Annotated in this window: 22 protein-coding genes; 17 read left to right on the top strand and 5 right to left on the bottom strand. The window is 38.2% G+C overall.

Going from position 1 to position 26,562, the window contains the following annotated elements; translation table 11 throughout:
• Positions 1–545: 545 nt before the first annotated feature.
• On the top strand, positions 546–881 hold the full coding sequence (locus tag CRO04_RS24160) for a hypothetical protein (protein WP_141401037.1): 336 nt from the start codon (positions 546–548) through the stop codon (positions 879–881).
• An 835-nt stretch (positions 882–1,716) separates the two neighbouring features.
• On the opposite strand, the gene mobP3 is transcribed toward CRO04_RS24160, so the two are convergent.
• The 5 genes from mobP3 to CRO04_RS24180 all read right to left on the bottom strand — a co-directional run bounded on the left by mobP3 (position 1,717) and on the right by CRO04_RS24180 (position 7,942).
• Complete coding sequence (mobP3, locus tag CRO04_RS24165; RefSeq protein WP_097006814.1) at positions 1,717–5,427, bottom strand: MobP3 family relaxase; 3,711 nt, start codon at positions 5,425–5,427, stop codon at positions 1,717–1,719.
• An 81-nt stretch (positions 5,428–5,508) separates the two neighbouring features.
• Positions 5,509–5,922, bottom strand: coding sequence for a hypothetical protein (locus CRO04_RS24170; protein WP_097006815.1), 414 nt, complete (start codon positions 5,920–5,922; stop codon positions 5,509–5,511).
• 25 nt (positions 5,923–5,947) lie between these two features.
• The gene (locus CRO04_RS24175) at positions 5,948–7,225 is read right to left on the bottom strand and encodes an ArdC family protein (RefSeq protein WP_166432670.1); all 1,278 of its coding nucleotides are present in this window, start codon (positions 7,223–7,225) and stop codon (positions 5,948–5,950) included.
• Entirely contained in the window at positions 7,180–7,335 is a 156-nt protein-coding gene (locus CRO04_RS26470; protein ID WP_166432671.1) for a hypothetical protein, read from the bottom strand. Before CRO04_RS26470 ends, CRO04_RS24175 begins: the two co-directional genes overlap by 46 nt.
• Entirely contained in the window at positions 7,328–7,942 is a 615-nt protein-coding gene (locus CRO04_RS24180) for a tyrosine-type recombinase/integrase (RefSeq protein ID WP_097006817.1), read from the bottom strand. Before CRO04_RS24180 ends, CRO04_RS26470 begins: the two co-directional genes overlap by 8 nt.
• Before the next feature lie 199 nt (positions 7,943–8,141).
• On the opposite strand from CRO04_RS24180, the gene CRO04_RS24185 reads away from it, so the two are divergent.
• From CRO04_RS24185 to CRO04_RS24260, 16 genes are all read left to right on the top strand, one after another.
• A complete protein-coding gene (locus tag CRO04_RS24185; RefSeq protein ID WP_097006818.1) occupies positions 8,142–10,076 on the top strand; it encodes a VirD4-like conjugal transfer protein, CD1115 family in 1,935 nt (644 codons plus the stop codon).
• Between the two features lie 82 nt (positions 10,077–10,158).
• A complete protein-coding gene (locus tag CRO04_RS24190; RefSeq protein WP_097006819.1) occupies positions 10,159–11,175 on the top strand; it encodes a DUF6674 family protein in 1,017 nt (338 codons plus the stop codon).
• A gap of 54 nt (positions 11,176–11,229) precedes the next feature.
• On the top strand, positions 11,230–11,556 hold the full coding sequence (locus CRO04_RS24195; RefSeq protein ID WP_097006820.1) for a hypothetical protein: 327 nt from the start codon (positions 11,230–11,232) through the stop codon (positions 11,554–11,556).
• 3 nt (positions 11,557–11,559) lie between these two features.
• The gene (locus CRO04_RS24200; RefSeq protein ID WP_097006821.1) at positions 11,560–12,435 is read left to right on the top strand and encodes a conjugal transfer protein TrbL family protein; all 876 of its coding nucleotides are present in this window, start codon (positions 11,560–11,562) and stop codon (positions 12,433–12,435) included.
• A gap of 12 nt (positions 12,436–12,447) precedes the next feature.
• Positions 12,448–12,666 carry a hypothetical protein gene (locus CRO04_RS24205; RefSeq protein ID WP_097006822.1) on the top strand — a complete coding sequence of 73 codons (219 nt, stop codon included), beginning with the start codon at positions 12,448–12,450 and terminating at the stop codon, positions 12,664–12,666.
• A 13-nt stretch (positions 12,667–12,679) separates the two neighbouring features.
• A complete protein-coding gene (locus CRO04_RS24210; protein WP_097006823.1) occupies positions 12,680–13,039 on the top strand; it encodes a hypothetical protein in 360 nt (119 codons plus the stop codon).
• Entirely contained in the window at positions 13,032–13,655 is a 624-nt protein-coding gene (locus CRO04_RS24215; RefSeq protein WP_097006824.1) for a hypothetical protein, read from the top strand. The genes CRO04_RS24210 and CRO04_RS24215 overlap by 8 nt, the downstream gene beginning before the upstream one ends.
• Before the next feature lies 1 nt (position 13,656).
• Positions 13,657–15,519: a VirB4 family type IV secretion system protein gene (locus CRO04_RS24220; RefSeq protein WP_097006825.1), complete on the top strand. Its 1,863-nt coding sequence runs from the start codon at positions 13,657–13,659 to the stop codon at positions 15,517–15,519.
• Between the two features lie 12 nt (positions 15,520–15,531).
• Positions 15,532–16,713, top strand: a complete 1,182-nt coding sequence (locus tag CRO04_RS24225; protein WP_141401039.1) for a C39 family peptidase — start codon at positions 15,532–15,534, stop codon at positions 16,711–16,713.
• A gap of 9 nt (positions 16,714–16,722) precedes the next feature.
• Positions 16,723–17,178 (top strand): hypothetical protein, encoded by a 456-nt coding sequence (locus CRO04_RS24230; protein WP_097006827.1) that lies wholly within the window; start codon positions 16,723–16,725, stop codon positions 17,176–17,178.
• Complete coding sequence (locus tag CRO04_RS24235; RefSeq protein ID WP_097006828.1) at positions 17,175–17,510, top strand: hypothetical protein; 336 nt, start codon at positions 17,175–17,177, stop codon at positions 17,508–17,510. The genes CRO04_RS24230 and CRO04_RS24235 overlap by 4 nt, the downstream gene beginning before the upstream one ends.
• Before the next feature lie 3 nt (positions 17,511–17,513).
• Positions 17,514–18,608, top strand: coding sequence for a hypothetical protein (locus CRO04_RS24240; protein WP_097006829.1), 1,095 nt, complete (start codon positions 17,514–17,516; stop codon positions 18,606–18,608).
• A 60-nt stretch (positions 18,609–18,668) separates the two neighbouring features.
• A complete protein-coding gene (locus CRO04_RS24245; RefSeq protein ID WP_097006830.1) occupies positions 18,669–19,286 on the top strand; it encodes a hypothetical protein in 618 nt (205 codons plus the stop codon).
• 85 nt (positions 19,287–19,371) lie between these two features.
• The gene (locus CRO04_RS24250) at positions 19,372–21,678 is read left to right on the top strand and encodes a DUF6273 domain-containing protein (protein WP_097006831.1); all 2,307 of its coding nucleotides are present in this window, start codon (positions 19,372–19,374) and stop codon (positions 21,676–21,678) included.
• A gap of 42 nt (positions 21,679–21,720) precedes the next feature.
• Positions 21,721–21,900, top strand: a complete 180-nt coding sequence (locus CRO04_RS24255) for a hypothetical protein (protein WP_097006832.1) — start codon at positions 21,721–21,723, stop codon at positions 21,898–21,900.
• On the top strand, positions 21,897–26,562 hold a 4,666-nt coding region (locus CRO04_RS24260), incomplete at its 3' end, for an InlB B-repeat-containing protein (protein WP_207654515.1). The genes CRO04_RS24255 and CRO04_RS24260, both read left to right, overlap by 4 nt.

The raw sequence follows: 26,562 nt of genomic DNA on the forward strand, positions 1-26,562 counted from the left end.
ACGGAACTGAGTTCCGCTCATGGGAAAGCATTTAGAAAGATTCCAGGAGGAGAAGCCCCGTAACTGATGAACGGAACTGAGTTCCGCTCATGGGAAAGCATTTAGAAAGATTCCAGGAGAAGAGGTTGGAGCTGATGAACAGAACTGAGTTCCGCTCATGGGAAAGTATTCAGGAAGATTACGGGAGAAGAAGCTGGAACTGATGAACGGAACTGAGTTCCGCTCATGGGAAAGCATTTAGAAAGATTCTGGGAGAAGAAGCTGGAACTGATGAACGGAACTGAGTTCCGCTTATGGGAAAGCATTTAGGGAGATTCCGGGAGAAGAAGCTGAAACTGATCAACGGAACTGAGTTCCGCTGATGGAAAGCATTTAGGAAGATTCCGGGAGAAGAAGCTGAAACTGATGAACGGAACTGAGTTCCGCTCATGGAAAGTATTTAGGAAGATTCCAAGAGGAGAAGATCCGAAGCTGATGAACGGAACTGATGAACGGAACTGAGTTCCGCTGATGGAAAGTATTTAGGAAGATTCCGGGAGAAGAAGTTGGAGTTGATGAACGGAACTGAGTTCCGTCCATGGGAAAGTATTAAGATAATTGTTATAAACAATTTTTCCCACACTTCTAAAAACAGTAGCCTTGCCCACATATCCACAATGTCGGCGACGGTTGCCGCTCAGCTTCATGGGCTGAACGGCGGGAGGCCGGAGGAAAGCTCCGGCATAAAACCAGGCGACGGTATGGCTAAAAGTACGGCTAAAAAGGAGGACTCCGAGAAGTATGGAGACATCCTTTCCGCCTTGGGTAATTCCCTGCCCCAGAATAACATCATGGATATATGGACAAAGCAGCTAACGAAGCATGGAGAGAACCGTTCATAACAATCTGATAAAGGTCCATCAGATTGTTATAAACAATTTTCCCCACACTTCTAAAAACAGCAGCCTTGCCCACATACCCACAATGTCGACGACGGTTGCCGCTCAGCTTCATGGGCTGAACGGCGGGAGGCCGGAGGAAAGAACTCCGGCATAAAACCAGGCGACGGTATGGCTAAAAGTACGGTCAAAAAGAATGACTCCTAGAAGCATGGAGACATCCTTTCCGCCCTGGGTAATTTCCTGCCCCAGCTATAACATCGTGGATATATGGACAAGACAGCTAACGAAGCCTGGATAAACCCATTCATAACTATCCGATAGTTATGAACAGATTTGTCCACCCTTCTAAAAACAGCTGCCTTCCCCACATACCCACAATGCCGACGACGAAAAGCAAGGCCGACCCGCCCGATGAAAGTGCCATCTCCTGCCCATAAACTCTGCGGTAAAGCATACAGAATTTATGGCAGGAATAGGGCGTTACACGCCCGGAGGCACAGCTTACAGGCAAAGCCTGTAACTATCAAGGTTTCATCCGGTTTTTGTAGGTGTTACAAATGGAGGTTTTTAAAAAAAATTTTGTAACACCTTAGCTGATTAATACCATTATTGCTAGGCTTAATCGGCTTTTTTTGTGTAACACCATAAATATAGCCAGTCGCTGATGAGAAGAACTGAGTTCCGTTCATTGGAAGGTTTCTGGAGGAGAAACAGAAACTGATGGAACTGAGTTCTGTTCATAGGAGGGGTTATGGAAGAGAGCAAGGAGCTAAGGAGAGAGGAAATTTGCCTTTTCCTTACAAAAAAATCGCTGGTTATTACCCAGCGATTTAGATCATTTATCAGGTTCATGGTTGTGTTTATGGGGATTTTTTAGTTGCTCCTCAATCATAGCCTTTTTACTTAAATTACGGAAATATCTATCCGCAGCAATAGTTGAATTATGATCATTTTCATTTGTTATAGCATTAAATATGTTGGTAAATAACCTATATGAGATATTCATTGCATATTGCAAACGATATATTTCGTAAGAATCCAATATCTGTTGCGCAAATGGATTTCCATTATTGATTGCCTTGTTAAGAAAATCCATGCCAAGGGTAACGTCACATTTAACCCCCTTACCCCATAAATATATAATACCAAGCTGTAGTTGTGCAAAAGAATTGTTCTTGTTTGCCGCTTCTATTAAATAGGATATTGCCAGGTCCATATTATAAATAGGAATATCTTTATTAGAATAAATTTTACCCGATTGATACATTGCGAAATCGTTCCCTTGTGCAGCAGAGTTTTTTAAGTAAGAAATAGCAAGAGAGTAATCAATTATACCGAAACCAGGAGAGCTATAGATTTTGCCAAGTTGGTATTGAGCGAATTGGTTTTCCAATTCAGCAGAACTTTTAAAATAATCAATTGCTTTATCAATATCGTAAAACTCCAAATCGGAATTTTTATAGATAATGCCCAGTTGATACATTGCAAAATCATTTCCTTGTGTGGCAGAGGCCTCCAGGTAAGAAATAGCAAGTGGGTAATTCGGTTTTCCAAAATCAGAAGAAATGTAGATTTTGCCCAGTTGGTATTGAGCAAACTGATTTCCTAATCCGGAGGAGTCTTTATAATATTCAATCGCTTTATCAATATCGTAAAACTCCAAATCGGAATTTTTATAGATAACGCCCAGCTGATACATAGCAAAATCATTTCCTTGTGCGGCAGAGGCCTCCAGGTAAGAAATAGCAAGTGGGTAATCCGGTTCCCTAAAATCAGAAGAACTGTGGATTTTGCCCAGTTGGTACTGAGCAAATTGGTTTTCTAATTCAGCAGAACTTTTAAAGTAATCAATTGCTTTATCAATGTCGTAAAACTCTAAATCGGAATTTTTATAGATAATGCCCAGTTGATACATTGCAAAATCATTTCCTTGTGCGGCAGAGGCCTCCAGGTAAGAAATAGCAAGTGGGTAATCCGGTTCCCCAAAATCAGAAGAACTGTAGATTTTGCCCAGTTGGTATTGAGCAAACTGATTTCCTAATCCGGAGGAGTCTTTAAGATATTCAATTGCTTTGTCAATATTATAAAAGTCTAAATCGGAATTTTTATAAAGAACGCCCAGCTGATACATAGCAAAATCATTACCCTGTAAAGCAGAAGCTTCTAAATAAGATATGGCGAGAGAGTAATTTGGGGTTCCAAAGTTTTCCGAGCTATAAATCTTACCTAATTGATATTGAGCAAATTGATTTTCAGAATTAGCTGATTTTTTTAAATACTCTATAGCTTTACTGATATCATAAAAGCGAGTTTTCTCATTTAAATATACTTTTCCCAGGCTATATGAGATCATATCGTCATCAGGTCTTTCTCTGTGCAGATCGGTCAATATATGAACTGCTTTTTCGTGGAGCTCTGAATCATCGCTTTTTAAATATATTTTAGCAAGCGAGAATAGAGCAAAGGTGTTTTTTAATTCTCCGGCTTCTTGGAAAAGTTTTATGGCTTTAGGTAAATTGACTTCTGTCCCTAATCCAAGTTCATACATTTTTCCAACACGATACATTAAAGAATCATCAGCGTCTGATAGAAGCATCTCATTAAATTTTGTAATTGCATCATTATAATAATTATATGATTTTTCAGAATCAAGATCAGTAAAAAATCCCTTTCTATATATATTACCGAGTTCATAAGAAGCGTAAGGACTTTTTTCTGAAGCGCTTTCCAGTAAACTGATAATTTCACTTGAATGACATGGATCTCCATTTTTAATATCTTTATCTATGTATATCTTAGCAAGAGAGTATTGAGCATATTTATTATTACTTGCCCTTGTAAACCATTGTTCAGCTAAATCTATATCCTTTTCAATGCCATTACCAGCATTAAATAATTTACCAGTTTTATAAGCAGCGTATTCTCTTAAGTAATAATTATCATCTGTCTTATATACGTTCATAAAACCTTGCAGAGCTTTCTGATAATAATTGGCAGCCAATTGTTCATTTACTATACAGCCGAGACCACGTTGAAGAACCTTGCCCAGGTCATGTACCGCAAGCAGGTTTCCCTCACTTGCGCTGATATTTAGCAATTCTATGGCTTTTTCATAATTATGGGTTTTATATAATTCGTTTAAAGCTATTTTATATGTAACATCCCATTCAATATAATAATTATTTTCAACAAATGAAGATTGTGAGTCTCCACATAATTGTGCTGAGCCGTCAGAAACTGTTTTGTCATCAATTTCATCAGATTGAAGAGATGAAGAAAAGTCTTGAAAATCGATTTCTTCTAGTGTATCATGATCCAAAGTATCAAAATTGGAAGATAAAATGTCATTATCAATGGTAGTAAAATTATCATTAGAAATATCTGATGTCACAGTAGGGGCAGGAGTTGGTGATATCTCAAGTTGGATATCTAAGGGATCTTGCTGTGGCTCAGTTAACTGCTTCAGTATAGTTTCAACATATTGGGAAAAGTTAGAGTGGGTCTTAAGCTTTTTTTTAATATTTTTAAGTACAATATTGCTTAACTTTACACGAAGATCTTCTTCTGAATTATCTTCCCAAACTGCATGTTCTAACTCTTTTTTTGATGGAGAATAGGTCTTAGCCATCTTATCTACGCTACTCATGAATTTCTGATATTCTTTAAAAACAGTCTTGTTTTCTAGAATAGAATCTACGACTTTGTAGATTTGTTCTTTAACATCCGCAGGTATATAAGCATATTCAAGCTGACCTCTTTTGGGAAGCATAGGAATCAGTTTGATTAGTTCTTCTGTAGTTTTATTAAGCTGTTCTCCGGTAATTTTGGGGATTATTGTTTTTTCATGTAAAATACCAGAAGTTATGGTACTGATACGCTTTATTTCGTCAGGCATTAATTTCTTACCAAAATCTAAAATATAGTTTTTCGCAGCTTCTTTATTAAGGATTTCATTCTGACGCTCTTCTTCGAACATTTTACCAGATAGCAGCTCCCTGCATTTATTTTGTGTGTGTTCAGTAATAAAATAATCATGCACCATTGGCTTTGAGGACCAGAACATGTAATGAGCGTGTGGATGCCTGGCCTCTGCATGGTAGGCAGCAGTCCACTGTAGATTTTCAACGCTTATACCAAATTTGTCGGCAATATCAGGGATCACAGAGCGGATATATGAATCCCATTTTGATTTATCGTAATATCCTAGATCCTCAGCATCTCTCGGATCAAGAGAAACAATTCCACGATAAATAAGTCGTTTTTGTCTTGATAATTTATAAAGATATTTACTGACCTTATCGATATCATCTAAAGGTATGTTGCCAAATAGTCCATGACTATGAGACCTTTTTGCTATGTATCGTACATAGTCCTCTGGCTTAGCCATTTCTTTTTCAAACTTTTCTGTATTTTCTTCTTCTAAAGGGGTAAGATCTGTTCCTTCCCTGGTTCCAATATAAAGAAAATTGTTTTTATTGTGGATTGCTGTACTTTTTTTGTTAGGATTACCACATCTTATTTTTGATATCAATACATTATGGGGCAATGTTAACTCCTCCTGTTTTTTCCTGAATGAAAATCTGCCACAAAACTATTATCATAGTGTGGCAGATTGAAATAAAAAAATCTATTCATCTTCGTTGGTTCGTCCTTTTAAATATGCAATTGCTTTTTTTCTGGCCAGTTCATAAGCTTCTTCCACCTCCTGTTGCCGGGGAGCTGGGACAAATTTTAATATAGCTTCGGCGGAAAGATAAGCGGCAGTACCGGACTGAACACAGGTTTTTGCACTTAATGAGGCCAGGCGTTCAAAGGAAGGCCGCATGACATCCTGGAGCTGAGTACGGATTATATTAGTAATCAATCCGATATTATCAGCATTAAGTTCTCCGGATAGTCCTTGCAGAGCCCAGTTCCTCACAACTTCTGACATGGAAGTGTGCTGCTTTGCGGCAAGTAGCTGTATTTGCTCATACGCCTCAGCTTCAAAGGCAACATTGATTCTTGGACTTTCAGATGATTTTTTCTGAGTTGTTCTCATTAATTTTTCTCCTAGTATTCAATAATTATGAAAGTTCTGGTATAATAGGATTTAGTGTAGTAAGTCTTTGCCTAACTATTGTCTGTTGTTGAAGTTCCCGACCAAGTTCCTGTACGATTACTTTCTCTGAATCAGGAAGAGAATCTATATTATGAAATTTGCTGTGAATCTCTCTCAGCTGGTGTTTATGGCAAGTAACTTCATTTAATTTTTGAATGTTGCTTAATATAACTTCGCTGCAAGAAAAGTTGTTACTTTTCAGTTCTGCCATTAAAATCTTTATATAGTCAGGAGAGGCTGTATCTTGAATTTGTTCTGCGGTATGCTGAAGTTCCTGATGCTGTTCGTAATTTTTAATCAGATAATGGCTGATTTTATCTGCATTGGCACAGGCCCTATAAAATTCATTGGGATCATCTTCAAACATTGAGATCCAGCTTTTGATGTATTGTCTATGCCGTTCTTCTATGTATCCTATTTCTTCGAACTCAATTCCCAAATCACATTTAGTAAAAATTGTTCCTATTTCAGCGTTAAGTTCTTCTCTTGCATAATCCGGAGTACCAAACATGTTCATCATTGGACGGTTAAGGCGATCTGCATGACCAGTTGAATGTGACATTTCATGTAAAGTGACTCCTAAAAAATCTTCAGTGGTATGAAAACTTTCTTTCAGAGGAAGAACTATTTTGTCATGAATAGGATCGTAAAAAGCACTGTCTTGAGCCACTTCATGAATGGGACATTTACTGGACTGAATAAAGTCTTCGGCAAGCCTGAAACTCTCATCACGAGTAAGGGAGGGGAGTTCCAGTTTAGGAATGTTATTAATATTTTCTCCATTGAAGACAATGAAATAATTTACCATAGGCCTGTCAAGTTGTACCATTTTCTTTTTGGGTACTCCGTTTACATCTAATACGGCTTTTCCATCAGAATCAACTTCTTCAACTTCTTTACTCAATATCCATTTTTCACACAAAACACCCTTAGCCCCTTTTTGTACCTGCCATCCATTTTCTTTTGCTTGAATATATGTACACCAACGGGGATCTTTATATCCGTTTTCTATAGCTGCGTTCATCAGTCTAAAACGGTTGCCTCCCCGATAATATACATTGGAAACAGGGTTCTGAGGTATCATCGCACTATTATTCCAATTTGGAGGCAATAGTCGGTTATCTTTCTTTAAATTCCGTAATATTGATTCAACGAGTTGCTTTCTGGAGTCCATGACCTTCTCTAACGAAGTTAGTTTTATTTCTTTAGAGTTATTGTATTTTCCTGATTTTCCTTTTGCCATTTCAGATCCTCCCATCTAACTTCTTGGCTTAAACCATCACACTCGGTTTCAGCTACTGCATTTTCTTCTGTAATTCCCAATTCACATATTAATTTTTCTAAGTCAGCCATATAATTCACCCCCTTCCATAATTTCTATTTTATTAAAAAGTGAAATCATCGCGTTGCTAGTATAGTCCAAATAAATCATAGTATTCTGTATATTACGGTGTCCCAGCCACCACTGTACATCTGTGAGCTTTACATCGTTATATTCAATTAATTCCATAGCCCGTGTGTGCTTTAAAACATGAAAGTGATGTTTTTCATTTGGAATTTGTGTAAACGAGCAGTAACTTTTCATCAATACATCCAACGTCTTGCGGCTGATCGGCTTGCCGAGCTGGGAAAGAAACAGGTGATTATCACTTGAATTTATTTGAATCCTTTCCCAATAATGGCGTTCCAATGCCTCATAGACTCTTGAATTAACAATTTTAAGAGTGTTATTTTTACTACCTTTTAGCCTGCGGCAGAAAATGCTTTTTTTGGCAATATCAAAATCTGCTAGGGTGAGCAGCCCTATCTCAGATGCACGAAGTGCACAATATTCAGATAGGTAAAATATTGCTTTATTTCGGTTGGCTAGACGGCTGGTATCTGCAGATATAGTTCTAAATAATTCTGCTTTTTCTTGCGGAGTTAGAAATTTTAAATCTCCAGTATCTCTTTTTCTCATACGTATCCTCCTAAAATTTATGCATCTTCTATTTTAGTGGATACTAACCTGGACAAAATAACTATATTGTCCAATATTTTCCAGTTAATTTTTCCGTTTATACGCAGTTTTATGAGCGGAACTCAGTTCCGTTCATAAAGGTTAAAAGAAAGGAGGAAATTTGTTACTTATGTACAGAAGGGAGGGGATTGTTTTTTAGGTGGCAACGTTAAATAAAACCACGATGCAGGAAAAGAAGCTTAAGAGGCTGCGTGCAATAATTACAGTTACGGTAATTGAGCTTTTAATAAGTCCGTTCATTGCATATGTCATTCATCAGTATACAGACTGGTTATTTCATATTACAAAGTATGATGGCCTGAAGCTGGATTATAGCTATTTGAATGCATGGATGTTTCTCGTAAAGAACACGGGTGTTAAGCTCTGGTATATAATCCTTCAGGCATTATATGCGTCATACATAATATGGTTGGTTATCAGGCCAAAAGCTGAAATTATGGATATAAAGGAAATTCAGGTCACAAATAAGATTAAAATTCCAGTTGCTGTAGGAAATGGACAGTATGGAACTGCTCGTTTCCTGACAGAGAAAGAAAAAGATTTGCTTTTTTCTATGTTTATTTTTACGGGAAAAGAAGTTCCTAATGGCAACGGTGGACTTGTTATTGAAATGAAGAAAGATTCAAAAGGTAGGGAATTAATTAGATACATACAAGGTGAGGGTCATGCGCTGATACTTGGTTCGACTGGAGCAGGAAAGACGCGGAGAATCTTGCTGCAAACAGTTTGGCTTCAGCTGATCTCAGGACTGTGTGCCGTAATAAGTGATGTTAAGGGAGAAATTTATGCCTATACTCATAAGTTTGCTGAAAGTTTGGGACATCGGACGATAGCTGTAGACTTTAGAAATCCTAAAAAATCCGCTCATTATAATTTCCTTCAACCGATTTTAGATGCATTAGCTGCAAAGGATAAAGCGCAGGCAATTGATTATACATGGGATTTGGTATCAGTACTTGTTGGAGAACAAAAGGGAGAGCCACTATGGTATAACGGCGAGACCGCAACAATTGCGGCAGCTATTTTAGCTGTATCCATAGAGGCTGAAGAACAATATCGAAATCTAACCAATGTCTATTACTTCCTGGCATATATGTGTCAGCCACATCCCGTTACACTCAAAACTCCGTTATCTTTATATTTAGCAACACTACCAGATGGACATCCAGCCAAATCTGTTTTTGCTATGGCTCAGGTAGCGCATGATAGAACAAAATCAAGTTTCTTTACATCTGCAATGGGAACATTGAAATTATTTACTAATCCGAATGTCGCAGAAATGACCTCAAAATCCGACTTTCGCTTAAGTGATATAGGAAAGGAAAAAATAGCCCTGTATATGTTGATCCCAGATGAAAAGAAAACTTTATATCCTTTAGCCTCGATACTAATAAACCAAATCTATATCGCGCAGGTCGAAACTGCAAGTAAAAACGGGCTTAGGCTTCCGATTAATACTGACTATGATTTGGATGAGGTTGGTAATTTCCCTTATATACCAATTTTAGGAGGATTAGCATCGGCAGGACGTAGTCGTGGTTGCCGTGCGAACCTTGTTATTCAGGATTATCAGCAATTGGAGACTAAGTATAAAGATGAGTTTAGAACGATTAAAACCTGTTGCGAGATAAAGATTGTTTTAAAAGCGGATGACAATCAAACCTTAAAAGATTTTTCGGATAGCATAGGGGATTATACGGTGGAAGTTCCAAGTTCATCGACAAGTGCGTCAACATCAACAAAAAGCAATGATGTAAATCTTTCTAATTCCAGTAGCATGACAGGACGTAAGTTATTAAAGCCTGAAGAAATCGGACGCATTGATAAACCTTATGCATTGAGTAAAAACATTGGAGAGTTTCCAGCAATTACTGAGCTTCCTGATCTTTCTCAGTATCGTATCAATAAGATATGGGGGCTTGGTGATGAAGATCACAATACCCGTGTTTTAATGCAAAGAGAGCAGGAGAGAGAAGAGCGTATTGTGGAGGATATTCCGCTTTGGGGTATATGGAATACTTATAAAGAAATGTTGGAGGAAGAGGCTAATCAGCAAATAAGTTTTTTAAACTAAGAATCAGCCAGATTACATCACTAACAAGAATATTTAATATCTATGAACGGAACTCAGTTCCGTTCATGCAGAAAGGGAAGGAATGGAAAAACAATTAAATAGTGAGATTGATACACCTGACGAAAGGGATATCAAAGCGGATACGGACATGGTCAAAAATAATGTTATGGAAGTGAATTCAGTATCTCACCCGATAAAAGAAGATCAAAGCATAAAAGATTTTATTGACAATCTTGGTGATCCGAATTTTATGGTTCAAAAACAGGATTACATGGAATTGGTTGAGTACGTCAGTATTGTTGAAAAAAAGTATGATTCAATTTTAATTGAATTAAATGATCTTAAAGCCCAATTGGGTGAGATCCATAATAAAAATAATACTTTGACAGAGGAACTTGAAAGAAAAAAAGAGAATGTTTTTGAAATTGGTTCGAAATTAAATTCCGTGAAAGACCTCATCATTACTTTTACCCAAAATGCTCTTGCTTCAGTTAAGGAAAAAGGGGTTATGGCACTTAATAAAGTTGTTGGTTTTTTTAAAGTAAAAGAAGGTCTCCAATCTTTAAATGATTCTTTAATTAAGATGGCCCATGGTGCGGATAGAAAGGTACAGAAAATCAATGCAGTAAGCCATGAATATCATGAAATGGGAAATCGTGCAGCAAATATCGGTAGATTACTTACTGGAAAGGAAGCCGTTGAAACGGTAAGGGAGAACGGAAAATTATCCGGAATATTGCAGTTTCCATTTTCTGAAATACATAAATACACATCAGAAATGAGTGAGACTGTAAGTAAAGCCATTGAAAAAGTTAAGAAACTTGAAGACTATACAGTCGACAACATGAAAGTTGCTCAGGGAAACAATATATACGTGTTATCGGAACAAGGATACCGCCACAGGGCAGCTAAAGGATTAAAAGACATAAAGCCTGGGCAGAGCTTTCCGGAATACAAAAACAAAGTACCGAAATCATGGGCTGAAAAGGGCTGGGTTAAGGAAGTATCTCAGGATGCACTGCCGGAGATACAGAAGAATCAGTCAGTCAGAGTGGAAATATCTAATAACAGACAGCCCATTATCGAATTGGAACCTTAAGTAAAACTATGAGCGGAACTCAGTTCCGCTCATTAGAAAGGAAAATCAATCTTTATGAAAAAGAGGACACTTTATATTTTACATATTGCATTTATTGCAACTCTTATTTTTACATTTCCGGCATTCGCAGGAAGTTTGGAAAGTACACAGTTGGTAACAGGAACTAAGAATTTATTGAGAGATGTGGCAGCAGTTTTAACGGGATTGGTGGCCTTAGCAACGGCCGCAATCTCAGCTAAAAATATTGTAACATGGCAGACTGCGGCAGATGAAGAAAAACCAAAGCATAAAAAAGCATTAATTCAAACGTTAGAGTTAGGAATTCTTGGCACCTGTATCGGTGGAGTAATAACTGCAGTGCTTTCCTATTATGGAGGATAGGATATGCAGCCAGTCGTGGACAATGTAATTAGCTGGATGTTAAGTAATTTTACTGATTTAATCTATGATTTGATTAATGGAATACTGGATTTTTTTAACAATTTTGTAAATAACATTTTTTTCTACGTTGCAGAAGTAAATTTGAGCAACAGATTGGTTATCAATGCAGCCACATACACAACTTTGCTTGGAATTGCTCTGATAACGTTAATTGGAGTAAAGCAGTATTTTACAACTTATGTAATGGAGACAAATGGAGATCCTGACTCTGATCCACTTGATATTTTGGTACGATGCTCAGAAGCGGTTGCTATCTGCTCATCTAACGACTTTATTACTACTTATTTTTTTCGGTTCAGCAAAGCATTTGCTACCGATCTTGGAGAAGCGGGTGGCGTCATTGATTTAAAACCCACAATTTCAGATCTTACTGCCACTATCGCCAGGACACCATCATCATTCATTTTTCTTTTGATAATACTTTTATTGGTAATAGGTATTTTGGTATTTAGCATTATTGCGGGTATCAGAGGAGCAGAGCTGAGCTTGATGAAAATAATGTTGCCAATAATGTCGGTTGATCTTGTAACGGCCAATCGGGAACGTTGGGGAAATTTCTTTATTTCTTATGCAGTGACATTTTTATATTACGGACTTCAACTGCTTTGTTACCGGATGTTTATAGCGTCACTTATGACTGTTTCGGTAAGTGTCATGTCGAATGAGTTACTAATAACCTTTGGCTGGTTTTTCCTTATGCTCCGAGGTCCCAAATGGTTAGAGAAATTTATCTATTCTTCTGGGTTCGGTAGAGGGGTTGCCGAGGCTGGGCGTACTGCCGTATCAATGCTTCCTAATTTGATGAAATCAGTAAAATAAAAAAGGAAAACAATGGAATCATTAAAGTTTATAACGAATTTGACTTTGGCATTATCTGGATTAATGGCAGTTGGCATTACCGCTAGAATTGCCTGTCTGATATTTACAGGCATTATTACTGGTGAAGCAGTGCCTGATCTGATAAATAAAATGACCAAAAAGTTAACTGCAGCAATTATTGCAATTTGTTTAAGCACATTCTTAGGAGTTATCAAACATTATTATTTTTAAGTTGGGAGGGAATATGGAAGAGAAAGAGAATCAGATCCTGGAAAAAGAACTTTACATACCTGTTCCTATTCCAGATTCGGATGATTATATATCCGGTATCGGACAGAATGAAGTGGGTGTCATAGCTATTGCTTTTATTATATCTGTAGTAATCGGTATTTTCCTATCGGTAGCTCAGAATACCATAGTAGGAGTAAGTATTGGTGCATTCATTATCTTTATGGTTATAACACTGATAAGAAGAGATATGAGTAATGAAAATCTGATAAAGAAAATTATTATCTTTATGGATTATCAAAAAGCACAGAAAAAGTATCAGTATGTTTTTAAAAATGAGTTTTATGCAGAGCATGAGGTTGAGGAAGATGAGTAAAAACAAGCAAACAGTCAATGAAAGAGAATTAACTGCAAACCAATTTACCAATGTAAAAGATATTAAAGGAAATTTTCTTTTTTCAAAAGATGGTTATCTCTTTGGTTATTTAAGAGTGTTCCCATACAATCTTGATCTGTTAGCAATTGATGAGCGTCGTATTCGAACGCAAAATCTGTCCTTATCTTTTGAAGGGGATCGAAAGGATTTTGATTACTGCGCTTTCCCCAGAGAGTTGGATTTGGATGATTATAAGAATTATTTGAAAAAACAGTATCAGGAAGAATTATCGAACTACGGGAAAAGGCAGATTTTAGCTATCATGATACGACAAGCAGCAGAGCTATCATCATCTGGTGAGAATTATGAGCATCACCATTATTTTAAGATATGGGCAAGGGCTGAAAAAAATATTAATGATACTAAAAAAGAGTTGTTAACCAGGCTGGAAGAGTTCAAACAGCGATATTCTGGCGTAGGCATAGATGCTGAAATACTTAATGAGACGGAAATTTTTAAGCTGTGTAATCTTTTTACAAACAGTCAGCAAGTAAGTTTTATGAGTACAGCGGACAATCCGGTTATTACACCTATACCAATGATAAAGGATTATTGAGATGAAAGAAATTGTGGTAGTTAATGATGTAAATGAAAATGTATTAAATATTATTACTCCCTCAGGCATTGATTATGACAATAGTCATATCAATATAGGCGAAAATGCTGGAGCGATATTTACCATATCCAAGTATCCCAGTCATGTGGATTATGGCTGGCTGGTTGATTTATGCTCCCTGGAGGGGACAGCAACCGTTATCGAATATCGGCATACCAGTCCTGCACGTATGATCAAGGTCATGAATAAACGGATATCAGAATTGAACTCCAATGCAGAAACTGCAAAAGAAGAGTCTGAACGGCAGAGTTATGCCAGAGGAGTAAAAGACTTAAAAGAGATGATTAAAAGAATCGGAATTCAAAATGAGCCGGTTGGATACTTAAACATCATGCTTCTGATACAGTCTCCGTCTTCTGAGACCTTAAATCAGCGGATTAAACGTGTAAGCGGCTCGGTTTCCGTTGCTGAATGTAATATGAGAAATTTAAAATACCGGCAATTACAGGCATATCAGGCGATGAGTCCATTTGGTCTTCCTGACAGGGAAAATGTGAGTAACATGGGAGAAAGAAGTATGCCAATCAGCACTTTTATTGGTGGGTTTCCCATGGCCAGTTCAGGCCTGAATGATAGAGATGGTTATTTCTTAGGTAAAACAAGAAATAAAAAAATTATACGAGTGAATACCTGGCTAAGGAATAAAGACAGAACTAATTCTAATTGGATTATAACCGGCCTTCCTGGTACAGGAAAATCAACAGCAATTAAAGATATCCTGACAATGGAATTTGCTCTTGGAGCTAAAATTATTATTTTTGATCCGGAGACTGAGTATGTGGATTTAGCCAGGCATGAATTTATTAATGGTGAAGTGCTTAATTGCGCATCAGGCTTAAACAGCCGCATTAATCCCTTACAGATCAGACCGGCACCGTACATCCGCCAGGAGGATCTGGATGAGGGGGAAGAGCTTTCCGATTACTTTGTTTATGATTTAAGTAATGGAGTATCAGACATGGCGCTTTACATACAGCAATTAAGATTCTTTTTCTCACTTTACTTTGGGAAAAAAGAGTTTACCGCAACCATCAAGACTCATCTTGAAAAATGTCTGATTGAATTGTACGGAAAATTTGGCATTACATGGGATACCGATATCAGAAATCTTAAAAATGAAGATTTTCCAATTATGGAGGATCTGTACCATCTGGTTAAGGAAAAAGCTGATGGTGAAACCGAAAGCTACTTAAAAAATATTTACAGAAATCTGGAAGATCTTTTATTTAGTGCGGGAGAAGGAGCTGACAGCCATTTATGGAATGGACATACTACATTGGACCCGAAGACAGACTTTGTTGATCTTGTAGTCTCTGGTCTGTTAGAAGCAGATGATAACGTGAGAAATGCTCAATTTTATAACATAACTACCTGGGCATGGCAGCAAATGTCGGAGGATCGAACACTGAAGGTTATCTTTGTGGTCGATGAGGGATACCTATTTGTTGATCCGGAAAACCCTGACCTGATGAAGTTCTTCCGCAACATTTCTAAGAGAGATAGAAAATATGAAGGCGGTCTTATGTTCATTACTCACTCCTGTGTTGACATTATGGATGAGAGTGTAAAGCGGTACGGACAAGCGCTCATGGACAATGCCTGTTATAAATTCCTGATGGGTTGTGATGGGAAAAATCTAAAGGATACAACAGAACTGTTCAATTTATCGGAGAAAGAGGTGGCAATCTTAGCAGCAAAGAACAGAGGACAAGGTATTTTTATGGCGGGCAGTACCCGTATAAACCTGACTGTTGAGGTAAGCGATGAATTTCTAAAGATGTTTGGAAAGGCGGGTGGACGATAATCCGTGAATCCAATGCTGATAAAACTGGCGGCGAAACTGGCATTAGAACCCGATAATTTAAAAAAAATATTGAAGTGGGGTTCTTTTGGGATACTTTTTCTGCTTTTCCTTCCTTCGATCATGCTGATGACAATCTCCGTTCTTTTTGGTAATGGTTCCATCAGTGGTGATTTTGATTTAACCAAAACAGAACTGTTTGGTCAGATTAATCCCATTTACGAGGATTATATGACGGAGATAGAAAATGAAATGAATGCGGAGGCGAATAGAATCATTGAGGAAAATACAACCACAGATGTTGATCCGGAAACAGGTGAGGAGACAAGTGAATGTGATGTCAATGTCAAGGTTACAGTAAATGAACCAGGGCTTTGTGTTTTGTTAGCTTATCTGTCAACCGTAAATTGCCAGGAAAATAAAGCAGAAAAATACAAGGCAGACCGAGAGAAAATATTTGATTTTTATAATTCAGTGAATCGGGTTGAGATCTCCAATGACGGGGATGATTACTTAATTCAGAATGTCATATTATCTGAAGATGAGATTGCCAGTTTATATTTTGCTGAACAAACATATCAGAATTTTTATCTTACATCTTATGGTAATTTCATCACTCTGTATAAGGATGACAGGCAGGGAGCTAATAATCATCAAGGAGGAAGCCCTGTTTATGATGGTGAGGTGGCGTATGGTGCCGATGGGATGAATATTCCATTGTATAAACAGGGAGGAGGGCAGCCGTGGAGTGGTATGGCATACGGAAATGGAACAATTGCCTCCAGCGGTTGCGCGCCAACTTCATTAGCTATGGTTATATCCTATTTGAGTGGAAACAGGATAACACCTGCAGATGTGGTTTCCTGGACTGGCAATAGATATTATGTTTCAGGACAAGGAAGCAGTTGGAGTATATTTCCGGCATGTGCGTCACATTGGGGAATTAGTTGTAAAAATCTTGGTAAAAGTACTGCTGGTATGACAGCAGCACTATCCAGCGGAAAACCGGTAATTGCAAGTGTAGGACCGGGAACATTTACAAAAGGGGGACATCTGATTGTACTCCGAGGAATTACTGAGAATGGGGAGATTCTTGTCAATGATCCATCAGATAACAATACTAAAAATCATATTAACAAAAAATTTCCTTTGGAGCTAATTATAAGGGAATCTAAAAATTTTTGGAGTTTTAATTGAGGAAAAAAAATGAATGGTGATAATCGAGGAAAAAAGTTAATGACTGTATGTATCTGTATTTTTTTATCAGCTGTATTTTTGGTCACCTCCTTTGTACAAAAAAAAGTGATGAAGGAAGAAAAGATAAACCAGAAAGAACAGATACAGACATCAAAGGAAGTGATGATGGAACCGGAATTATATCAAGAGGGTGAATTAATAACAATTTATTTTACTAATACAGAGCAGATTGATGAGAAGGGAGCTTTGCCATATGAAGAATTAGAGAAATTAACTGAGAAAACTCAGGCGTTTCTAATTTCCCAGGGCATTGAGGAAACGGAAATTCAGGTTATTGAAGGAAGTTTACGAAAAGATGGGGAAAAGACGTTTTTTTCCTGTAAAGTCGGAAAATCTGTTTTAGACATTGGGTTTCATGAAGGGACAGATGAATTTGAATTTTCTTTTAGGAGGGGAGGCGAGTGAATGAAAAGAAAAAGATATTTTTACAAGTGAGTTTGCCTGACTATGTTGTAGACTGGATCGATTTAAACGCTGAGGAAAAAGTATTGAAGAGAGGGCCTACATGTAGAATGGTGCTAATTGAGGTGTTATCGTCCATTAACGAAAATGAACTACCGAAGCTTCAATTTGTTTTTAGCCACAAGGTGAATCTTCCAACAACAATTGTTGCTTTCGAAATAACAAAGCCTATGAATGAAAAACTTTTAAATCTATGCAAATACATTCCGGTATCCAAAAAGAAACTGGCGGAGATCCTGATATGCCAAAAGTTTGAAAGTTCACGGGAGGTGTAGTTTATGGTCTATTACATTGCAAGCACCATTTATCATCAGACAATCCTAAGTACTGTGGAAGAAAGTGGGCAACTCATAATTGGTCAGCAGACTGATAATCACATCGAATTTTTAAAGTACATAAAAAATAACATCATCTCATTAAGTGACATTGAATTTCTAATTGTTGATTTAAGCGCACTTGATGATCTGGATGATGATATTTTACAGGCATTTAAGATGTATCGAACCATGTATGATGAAACCCGTTGTATTGTAGTTGCACCGTATCGTAAAGCGGGAGATTTGCTGTTATCCCAGTTATTTGCACTTGGTATCTGGAATATTATTGCAACGAATGATTATCTTGAAATGAAAAAAGGTCTGGAACTCTGTTTATCAGAAAAGGGTATGAGCTTCAAAGAAGCGCTAGCGTTTAAAGATATTAAAAAAACAGAAGAGATAGATATAAACGAGGTAAAGGTTGTTAGCCGGGTTATGATCGGATTCATCGGAGCACAGAAGCGTATTGGGACTACTCATAGTGCGGTAATGCTGGCTGGCTGCTTACGTAAAAAGGGGTATATGGTTGCAGCTGTAGAATTTAATCCATCATGCACTTTCCAAAAAATAAGAGAAGATTTTGGTGAAAAGTTTCATGATCATTTTTATTTTACATTAAACGGTATTGATTATTATCCAGATATCAATAGAGTGTCTTTTCAGAAAGTGTTGGAGAAAAGCTATAACTTCATCATTATGGATTTTGGAAATTTCCAGGACTGCAATATGGAGGAATATCATAAGTGCCATGTACGACTGATCTGTGCTGGCAGTAAAGCCTGGGAGTTGGAATATGCCGCAAGTATTTTGCAGCAATACGATGATGAAATACTTAAGCATTTACATTTTTATTTTAATTTTACAGATAAAAATTATGAGAAACCAATCAAGAAGCAGATGAAAAATTCAAAAGGCGAGAGCTTGAATGTTCATTTTCTTGAATACCGATCTGATCCTTTTAATACGGAAGAATTCCCGGCTGTTGAGCAGTTATTAGGTGAATATCTGAGAGTTACTCCAAAGAAAAAGGGGTGGTTTAGAAGAAAAAAAGTATAAAAAAGTTGTAACGAACCTTGAAAATTTCATATGCCATAGTTCTATTGAAAAGGGGGTACAATGAGAAAAACATTGCCATTTTACACGTTTCTTCCTATAATTGGAAGTATGATAGGTTTATTAATAGTGACCTTATCAGAAGAAGGGGGGAAAAGTACAAAGATGGATATAGCTGTTATAGTTGCCGTGATAGGAGTCGTAGGTTCGTTGCTTGGCGTTGCAGGAGGTATTTGGAGTCAAGTAGTTTTGTTTAAAAAGGATTCAAATAAAATTGGTGAAGTAAAAGCTGACACATCGGAAATGAAGCCTCAAGTTTCTAATATTGATGACAATGTAAAAAAAGTTAGAGATGAAGTTGTTGAAAGAATAGTACCTGGTATCAGTAACGCAACAAAATCCGGTGATAAATTATTAACTGATGTTGGAAAACTTGTAGCAGAACTTGAATTTCAGAAAAGGTTAAAAAGTGAATTGAGTGGTACACTTACTACACCAGATTATCTTTTGGAAGGAATCAATAGTATTTATGAAGATAATGCTTTACTGAATCGATCAATAAAGGATAAAGAAAGGAAAATAAGGGAATTAGCAAGAGAGAACAGAGATTTGAGTAACCGATTAGAAATGGCCCAAAAAAGGATTCGAGAATTAGAACCGAGTCGGGGAATTGAACGTTAATAGATTATTTTAAAGGAACGATTGGCATGTGAAATGTTAATCGTTCCTTTTTTGATGCAAAAATTAAAGAGGTGATGAATATCTAATGAAAAAAAGAAAATGGTTTGCTCTATTAAGTGTAGTGATAGCAGCAACAAGTATACCTACACCGATTTATGGGGCCTGGGTACAAGAGGGAACCCAGTGGAAATATAAATCTGATTCTGGACAAGAAATAGGTACCTGGAAGCTGATCGATAATACTTGGTACTATTTTGATGATACCGGGTATATGGTAACTGGCTGGCAGCAAATTGCCGACAAATGGTATTTCTTCAATCCGATATCGGACGGAACAAAAGGAACAATGCTGACAGGCTGGCAATGGATTGATGGTTACTGCTATTACCTGGCTGGCAGCATGGATATTAATTATCTGGAAGGAGAAATGTATGAAAACGCACAAACCCCAGATGGGTTTCGGGTTAATAGCTCCGGAGCCTGGATCAATGAAAATGGAATTACGCAGTATCAGGCTGGCAAAGGAATACAGACAGAACTGACAAAAAAGACAGTATCTTCAATAAGGTTTTCAGGAGGAGGCTCAGGTGGTGGAGGAAGCGGTGGATCAGAACATAGCAGCTCAGGCACAAAAAACAATGCAAAACCTCAAGATGGAAAATCAGAAGAGTCACAAAAGGAGCCACAAAAGGAACCGGCCTCCCCTTCCAATGCACAGCAGCCAAAGCCGGTTGAAACAAAAGCCGAGTTTGACTACACCATTAAATTTCTGGATGTGGAAAGCAAAACAGTTTTAAAAGTGGTAACTGGTAATGACCTGAAATATGCGGATATCATGATTGATTTTCCTGAGTTTGATGGATATGAAATCTGCAATGGACAGAAGGAACAGTACCGTCTTGTAACAGATGGAATGAGAATCAATATTTATTATTCAAAATTAGAGCCAGCTTCTCCTTCTGAAGCAAAAAAGGTTTCCTGGAAGCTGTATTTTGTAGAAGAGGATAATCACAGCAATGAGATTTTTAAATCCCAGAGCGGACAAAGTGAGGAAGAGACGGAACTAACAATTGACTTCCCGGAAACAATTCTTGGTAAGGACCAGTATTATTATCATTCCCTGGTATCCAGCCCCTGGAGTACCGTTGTAAGCGGAACCGGTACTCAGAAATATTATGTGGAGTTTGAAAAGGGAGAGAAGCTGCCAGAGGAAGATGATCCGGATCAGGAGGCAAGAGATAAACTGAATCAATGGCTGGATACAGCGAGAGAATCAGATCTTGCTATTACTGGGGAAGAGCCAAATGATCTGCAGTTGATTACAGAAAGTCAGGAAGAAAGTAATGAAAGGCTTTTAAACCTTGCATCAATGGCGGATGGATCAGAACGCATGGAGGTGTACCTAATTGCAAAGAATCATACTCCTGCAATTTTAATTCTTAGTCAGAAAATGAATAACATTAAGAATCTATCACAGCTGATCCGGGATGAGTTAGTCATTGATGGCGACACCTACACGGTTATGAGAGTTGGGTTTGAGAAAACTTATGAGGAAAGCACATGCAGTCATAATTATGAAATAATCGAACGGGTAGAACCAACCTGTACGGAAAATGGTTATGAACTTATAAGGTGCAGAAAGTGCGGAAAGGAGGAAAAAGTGATTTTACCCGCGACAGGACATACGGATGCAGATCACGATGGGGTCTGCGATATCTGCTACCAATCGGCAGATGAAGCGCCGGAAAAGGTACATTACAGCCTTGGAGATATTCAGACCAGGACCATAGGAAATCGTATTTATTTATTCCGCTGCATCGATGAGGATTATGAAGATGCAATGGGGAACAGCCAGAAAACAGCTCTGTTCCTCTGTGATAGTGTAATACGGTCCGACATTATGGGAACTTCCAAAAAGCTGAACTTTGGAGACAATAACAATTATAAATATTCAAAGGTACGGGAGTGGCTGCAGAATAATGCTACTGATTCATTATTTCTCCATGACACCTACGTTGGGATCACGAAATCCTTCTTAGGATCAACCAGAAGAGGGACTTATGAACAACTAAGTGAAAGCGGCATAAAGGGATATGACCGTTTATATCAGTCCATGGAGGATAAAATTTTTATCCTGTCTGTGGAAGAAGCGTTAAAGTACCGGGATTATCTGTGGACGTTTGATGGGAATGATATGAATAATCCAGAGTCTCAGATCTCTGCTTATTCCAAAGGTTATTATCTAAGGACGCCGCAGGATGGAGGTCTTGATGATTTTAGGTATGGTGAAGGGATTTATACAGTCAGTCTCACAGACGGGAACATACAGCCAGTTAATGTATCAGAGACAAGCATCGGGATCAGGCCGGTTATGACGATCCCGCAGGGATGAGGTAGAGTGAGTGGCAATTGGTAAGAGAGAGGTGACAAAATCATGAATATTCTGTTTTACATATTGATTGGATTTATTTTTGCATCAATTGTAGTTTTTATTTTCATCACACTGTCCTCACTGGCTATTGTAAATTCCGGAGACAAATATCAGGAGGATCAGGAACAAATACAGTGGATTAAAGAACATGGGTATAAAAAATTAGGGGAGAAAGGAATATGAGAGGTAATACAAAAAGGATTATATCTCTTTGTCTTGCTGTTATCATCGCAGTAACTACAGTGGGGTATGCGCCACCATCTTTGGTGGCTACTGCAATGACAAAATCAAAAATGTTAGACACGGTAAATGCAATTGCTTCTCCGTCACAAGCAGAGGAAAATGTGGCGGATAAGGGCACCCCGTCAGAGGCAGAAAGTCCGGGGGATAAAGCTACACCCTCGCAGGCAGAAAGGCCTGAGGATAAGGCAACTCCTTCGGAGGCTGTTAGAAAGTTTGTCCAGTTGGAGCCAGAGGAGGTGCCGGACTATTACTCCCAGGTTAAAAAAGCGGGAAAACGATTCTGGAAATTTGAAGACCGTAATGGGATGGTACAGTACCGGGATTATGGATATGTGGATGGCGATGCTGAGTTTCCTCTATGGTATGAGGTGGATCAGGAAGGAACCGTTGAGGATCTTACCTCCTCCATTAACCTGGATGACGAATATTACAGTTTAGCTCCATTCGTATTCAAAAGTGTTGTTCCAGATAAAAAAGCTTGGGTAGATTTATCCTGGAGGTTGTTTTTTGACAGTCTCGGCATTGAAGAATATGACAAAGAAAACATAAAAGGATTCAAAAACTGGGATGCTTCTTCTTATGGCATCTGGCATTTGACTGATGCGGAAGATGACCAGGGTTATCATTTCTATGGAACAATACTAAATGAGTCAAAATCTGAAAAAGAACCAAACTGGTATGATTCGGATAAAGAAGGAAATGTAGTAGATATTCGTAATCTGTTAATGACAAGCTTGGCAACAAGTGAGGCATTACAAAAATTATATTATAGCAGTATGAGAATTATAAATGGCAACATATCCGTAGCAGATAAGACAGATAGTCCTAGTACCTATGATACGGCAGACACTTTATTTACTTTATGGACACCAAGTTGGAGCGGATATACTTTCTTAGGTTGGGCAGATTATTATAACTATCCAGGTGGTCCGCCATTTGGTAATGAATCAGTTATAGACCACCCACAAAATTATGAATGGTTATTATATGGAGGTGGATTCCTTAAAGCTGGGACACAAGTTCGACGTGGAGATGCGGGACATTTAGGGAACCTATATGGTATGTGGAAACCAAATGGAACCTATACTCTTCAGTTAATAAGACAGCCTGCCGAGGAACATTATCCGACTTTATACCACGGAAGTTGTGCTAGTAACTGGTACTTGATTGTAGGCAATCCGGGAAGAGTCATTGATTTGAATGACTATGATGAACCAACACTTGAAGGGTATACGTTTGCGGGGTGGTATTCAGGAACGCATGGCACCGGAACGCATTATAGTGGATCTATCACTCTTAATTCGAATATGGTAATGTATGCAAATTATACGGCAAACACTAATACTATAACTTTTTTAGATTACAATGGGGAGGTCATTGGAGAGCCGCAAAGTGTGGTAACCGGAGATAGTGCTATACCGCCACAAGCACCTGAAATAGATGGTATGGATTTTGTTGGGTGGGATCATAGTTTTATAAATGTATCAAAAGACATGGTTATAAAAGCACAATATAAAAAGATCCCCAATATTACCATTAAATATATGGATGCTGCGTCCTCCAATGCGAATATTCTTAAAACGGAAACAATAATTGCAAGAGGGAAGGCAACTCCACCAGAGGTGGATTTCTCAAGTTTGCCAGCACCTAAGACGGGCTATCATTATTCTGGCACATGGTATGGTTCAGCTGGTACCAATATGCCTGATGTGGATCTGGAGTGCGTGGAGACATTTGATTCCAAAAATTATTACAAAGACAGTACTTTGTATTTATATCCAAAGCAAGAGGGCAATTTGGTTAAGGTTACATTGCATTCCAATGATGGTCAAGATGTTACCAAAGTGATTGAGGTTCAATATGATATAGGTTTATATTTTTCAAAAATAATTGATTCACAAACCTTAACAAAGGGTTTGGTAGAAACAAGAACAGGTTATACATTTAAAGGCTGGGCATCCACACCGGATGCAAAATATTCTAACCTTAATAGTGTACAACCGTATGATCATGATTTATATCAGGTGTGGGACCCAATTACATACTACATTATCTTTGACAAACGTGTTTCTGGTGAGAGCAATCCATCGAAAGTCCCTATGATTTATGATAAGCCAATAGGCAAGTTGCCAGAAGTAACCAGTAAAGGATTAGATTTCTTGGGTTGGTACACATATTATACTGGCGGAACCCAGGTAACAGAAGAAACATTGATGCCTGATCATGATTTTAATCTATATGCTCAATGGTCAAGGTATCCGACAAAAGTAACATATGATTATAACTTTGAGGGTGCGCCAAATCCATATATATACACGATGTATACGTCAGATTATACATATCAGCAAATATACACCAATATCGCAAATCGTTCTGTGCCAACCAGAAAAGGATATACTTTCACGCGTTGGAATACAAAACAGGATAATAAAGGTAGTTCATTTTATCCAAATACATCATCAAGTTCATATTATTATGTACCGGAAAGCAGGGATTTTACGGTGTATGCCATATGGAATCCTATGGATGTTTATTTAAGGCTTTACAAAAATACAAGTAGCTCGGACACCTCTATTTTGTCATCCGTATCTCGTAAATATGATGATCAGGTTGGTACATTACCAGTAGCCCAAAATGGAGATAAAATTTTTAAAGGATGGTATACAGAAAAATCCGGAGGTAATAAGGTAAGCGAAACAGATAAAGTTATTTATACAGTTCCGGGATCACTGAATTACTGGTATTTGTATGCACAGTGGTCGAATCCGCAAAACAATGTAACTTTTAAGGATTGGGACGGCACATTGTTAAGTGAGCAGACAATAGATTATGGACAGGATGCAGTTCCACCGGAACCGGAAAGAGCAGGATACCGTTTTATTGGCTGGGATAAGTCATACAAAGATATCAAAGAGGATACTGTATTAAAGGCGCAGTACGAAATGATTTCCAAGACTCTAACTTTGGACAGTAATGGTGGAAAATTATCGGATCAATTAACAATAGAAAAGCCTATTGCACCAGGTGAGTCGATAGATCAGATTCTTATGGAAGAAAAAGATGTTGCAACCCGAAAATATTATACTTTTGATGGTTGGTACACAGATCCAACCGGAGGAAGTAAGTATCCGGAGAACGGAAATAAAATGCCGGATACAGACTTAACAATCTATGCTCATTGGGAAAGAAGTTCCAGTGAGGTTGTGTTTAAAGATTGGGATGGCTCAGTCTTAGATAAGCAGGAAGTAGCCATCGGAGCTGATGCAACAGCGCCGGCAGATCCTGATAGATCCGGTTATACCTTTACAGGCTGGGACAAGACTACAACCAATATTCAAGACCATACAATCTTAACTGCCCAGTACGCCATTAATAGTCATAAATTAACATTAGATGGAAATGGTGGAACGCTGGCTGGTGAAGAGAGTAAAAATCAAAGTGTAAACTTTGGAGCTTCCTTAGATCAGGCCCTTGTAGCTGGTAAAGCTGGTGCTTCCCGAAAATATTATACTTTTGATGGTTGGTATACAGACAAAACCGGAGGAAGTAAGTATCCGGAGAGCGGAAATGAAATGCCGGATACAAACTTAACAATCTATGCTCATTGGGAAAGAAGTTCCAGTGAGGTTGTATTTAAAGATTGGGATGAATCAGTTTTAGATAAGCAGGAAGTAGCCATCGGAGCAGATGCAATGCCTCCGGCAGCCCCGGAGAGAAACGGTTATACCTTTACCGGTTGGGACAAGCTTACTACCAATATTCAAGATCATACAATCTTAACTGCTCAGTACACTGTTAACAGCCACAAATTAACCTTAGTTGGTAATGGTGGGACCCTGGCTGGTGAAGAGAGTAAAAGCCAAAATGTTAATTTTGGAGATTCGTTTGATCAGGTTCTTGCAGACGGTAAAGTCAGTGCAGCCAGAAAATATTACACCTTTTCTGGTTGGTACACAGAAGCGTCTGGAGGAAGCAAATATTCGGAAAGCGGAAATAAAATGCCGGATACAGACTTAACAATCTATGCTCACTGGGAAAGGATCTCCAGTGAGGTTGTATTTAAAGATTGGAACGGATCAGTTTTAGATAAGCAGGAGGTGGCAATCGGAGCTGATGCAACAGCACCGACAGACCCGGAGAGGACCGGTTATACCTTTACTGGTTGGGACAAGCCTACGACCAATATTCAGAATCATGTGGTAATTACCGCCCAGTACTCGATAAACGGATATTTATTAACTTTAGACGGAACCGGTGGAACATTGGAGGGAATACCTAAAAAGGAAGTAGTCATCTCCTTTGATCAATCCTTTGACCAAGTACTGAAAGACGGTAGGGATCAAGTTACTCGACCTGGATATCATTTTGATGGCTGGTATAACAGTGCGTCAGGTGGAAGTAGCTATTCCTACAGTGGAAATCAGATGCCATCTATAAATGTAACCGTGTATGCTCATTGGTCTCCTAATACGTATGAAGTTATTTTTGATACGGATCACGTAAGGTGGACCGGGGAGAAACAAAAGGAAGATCATACCTTTGATACAGAGCTGGGGACTCTTCCGGTGCCGGAAATCTATGGTTGGAAATTTAACGGCTGGT

This window comes from Lacrimispora amygdalina (genome assembly GCF_900205965.1).
Lineage (GTDB): Bacteria > Bacillota > Clostridia > Lachnospirales > Lachnospiraceae > Lacrimispora > Lacrimispora amygdalina_A.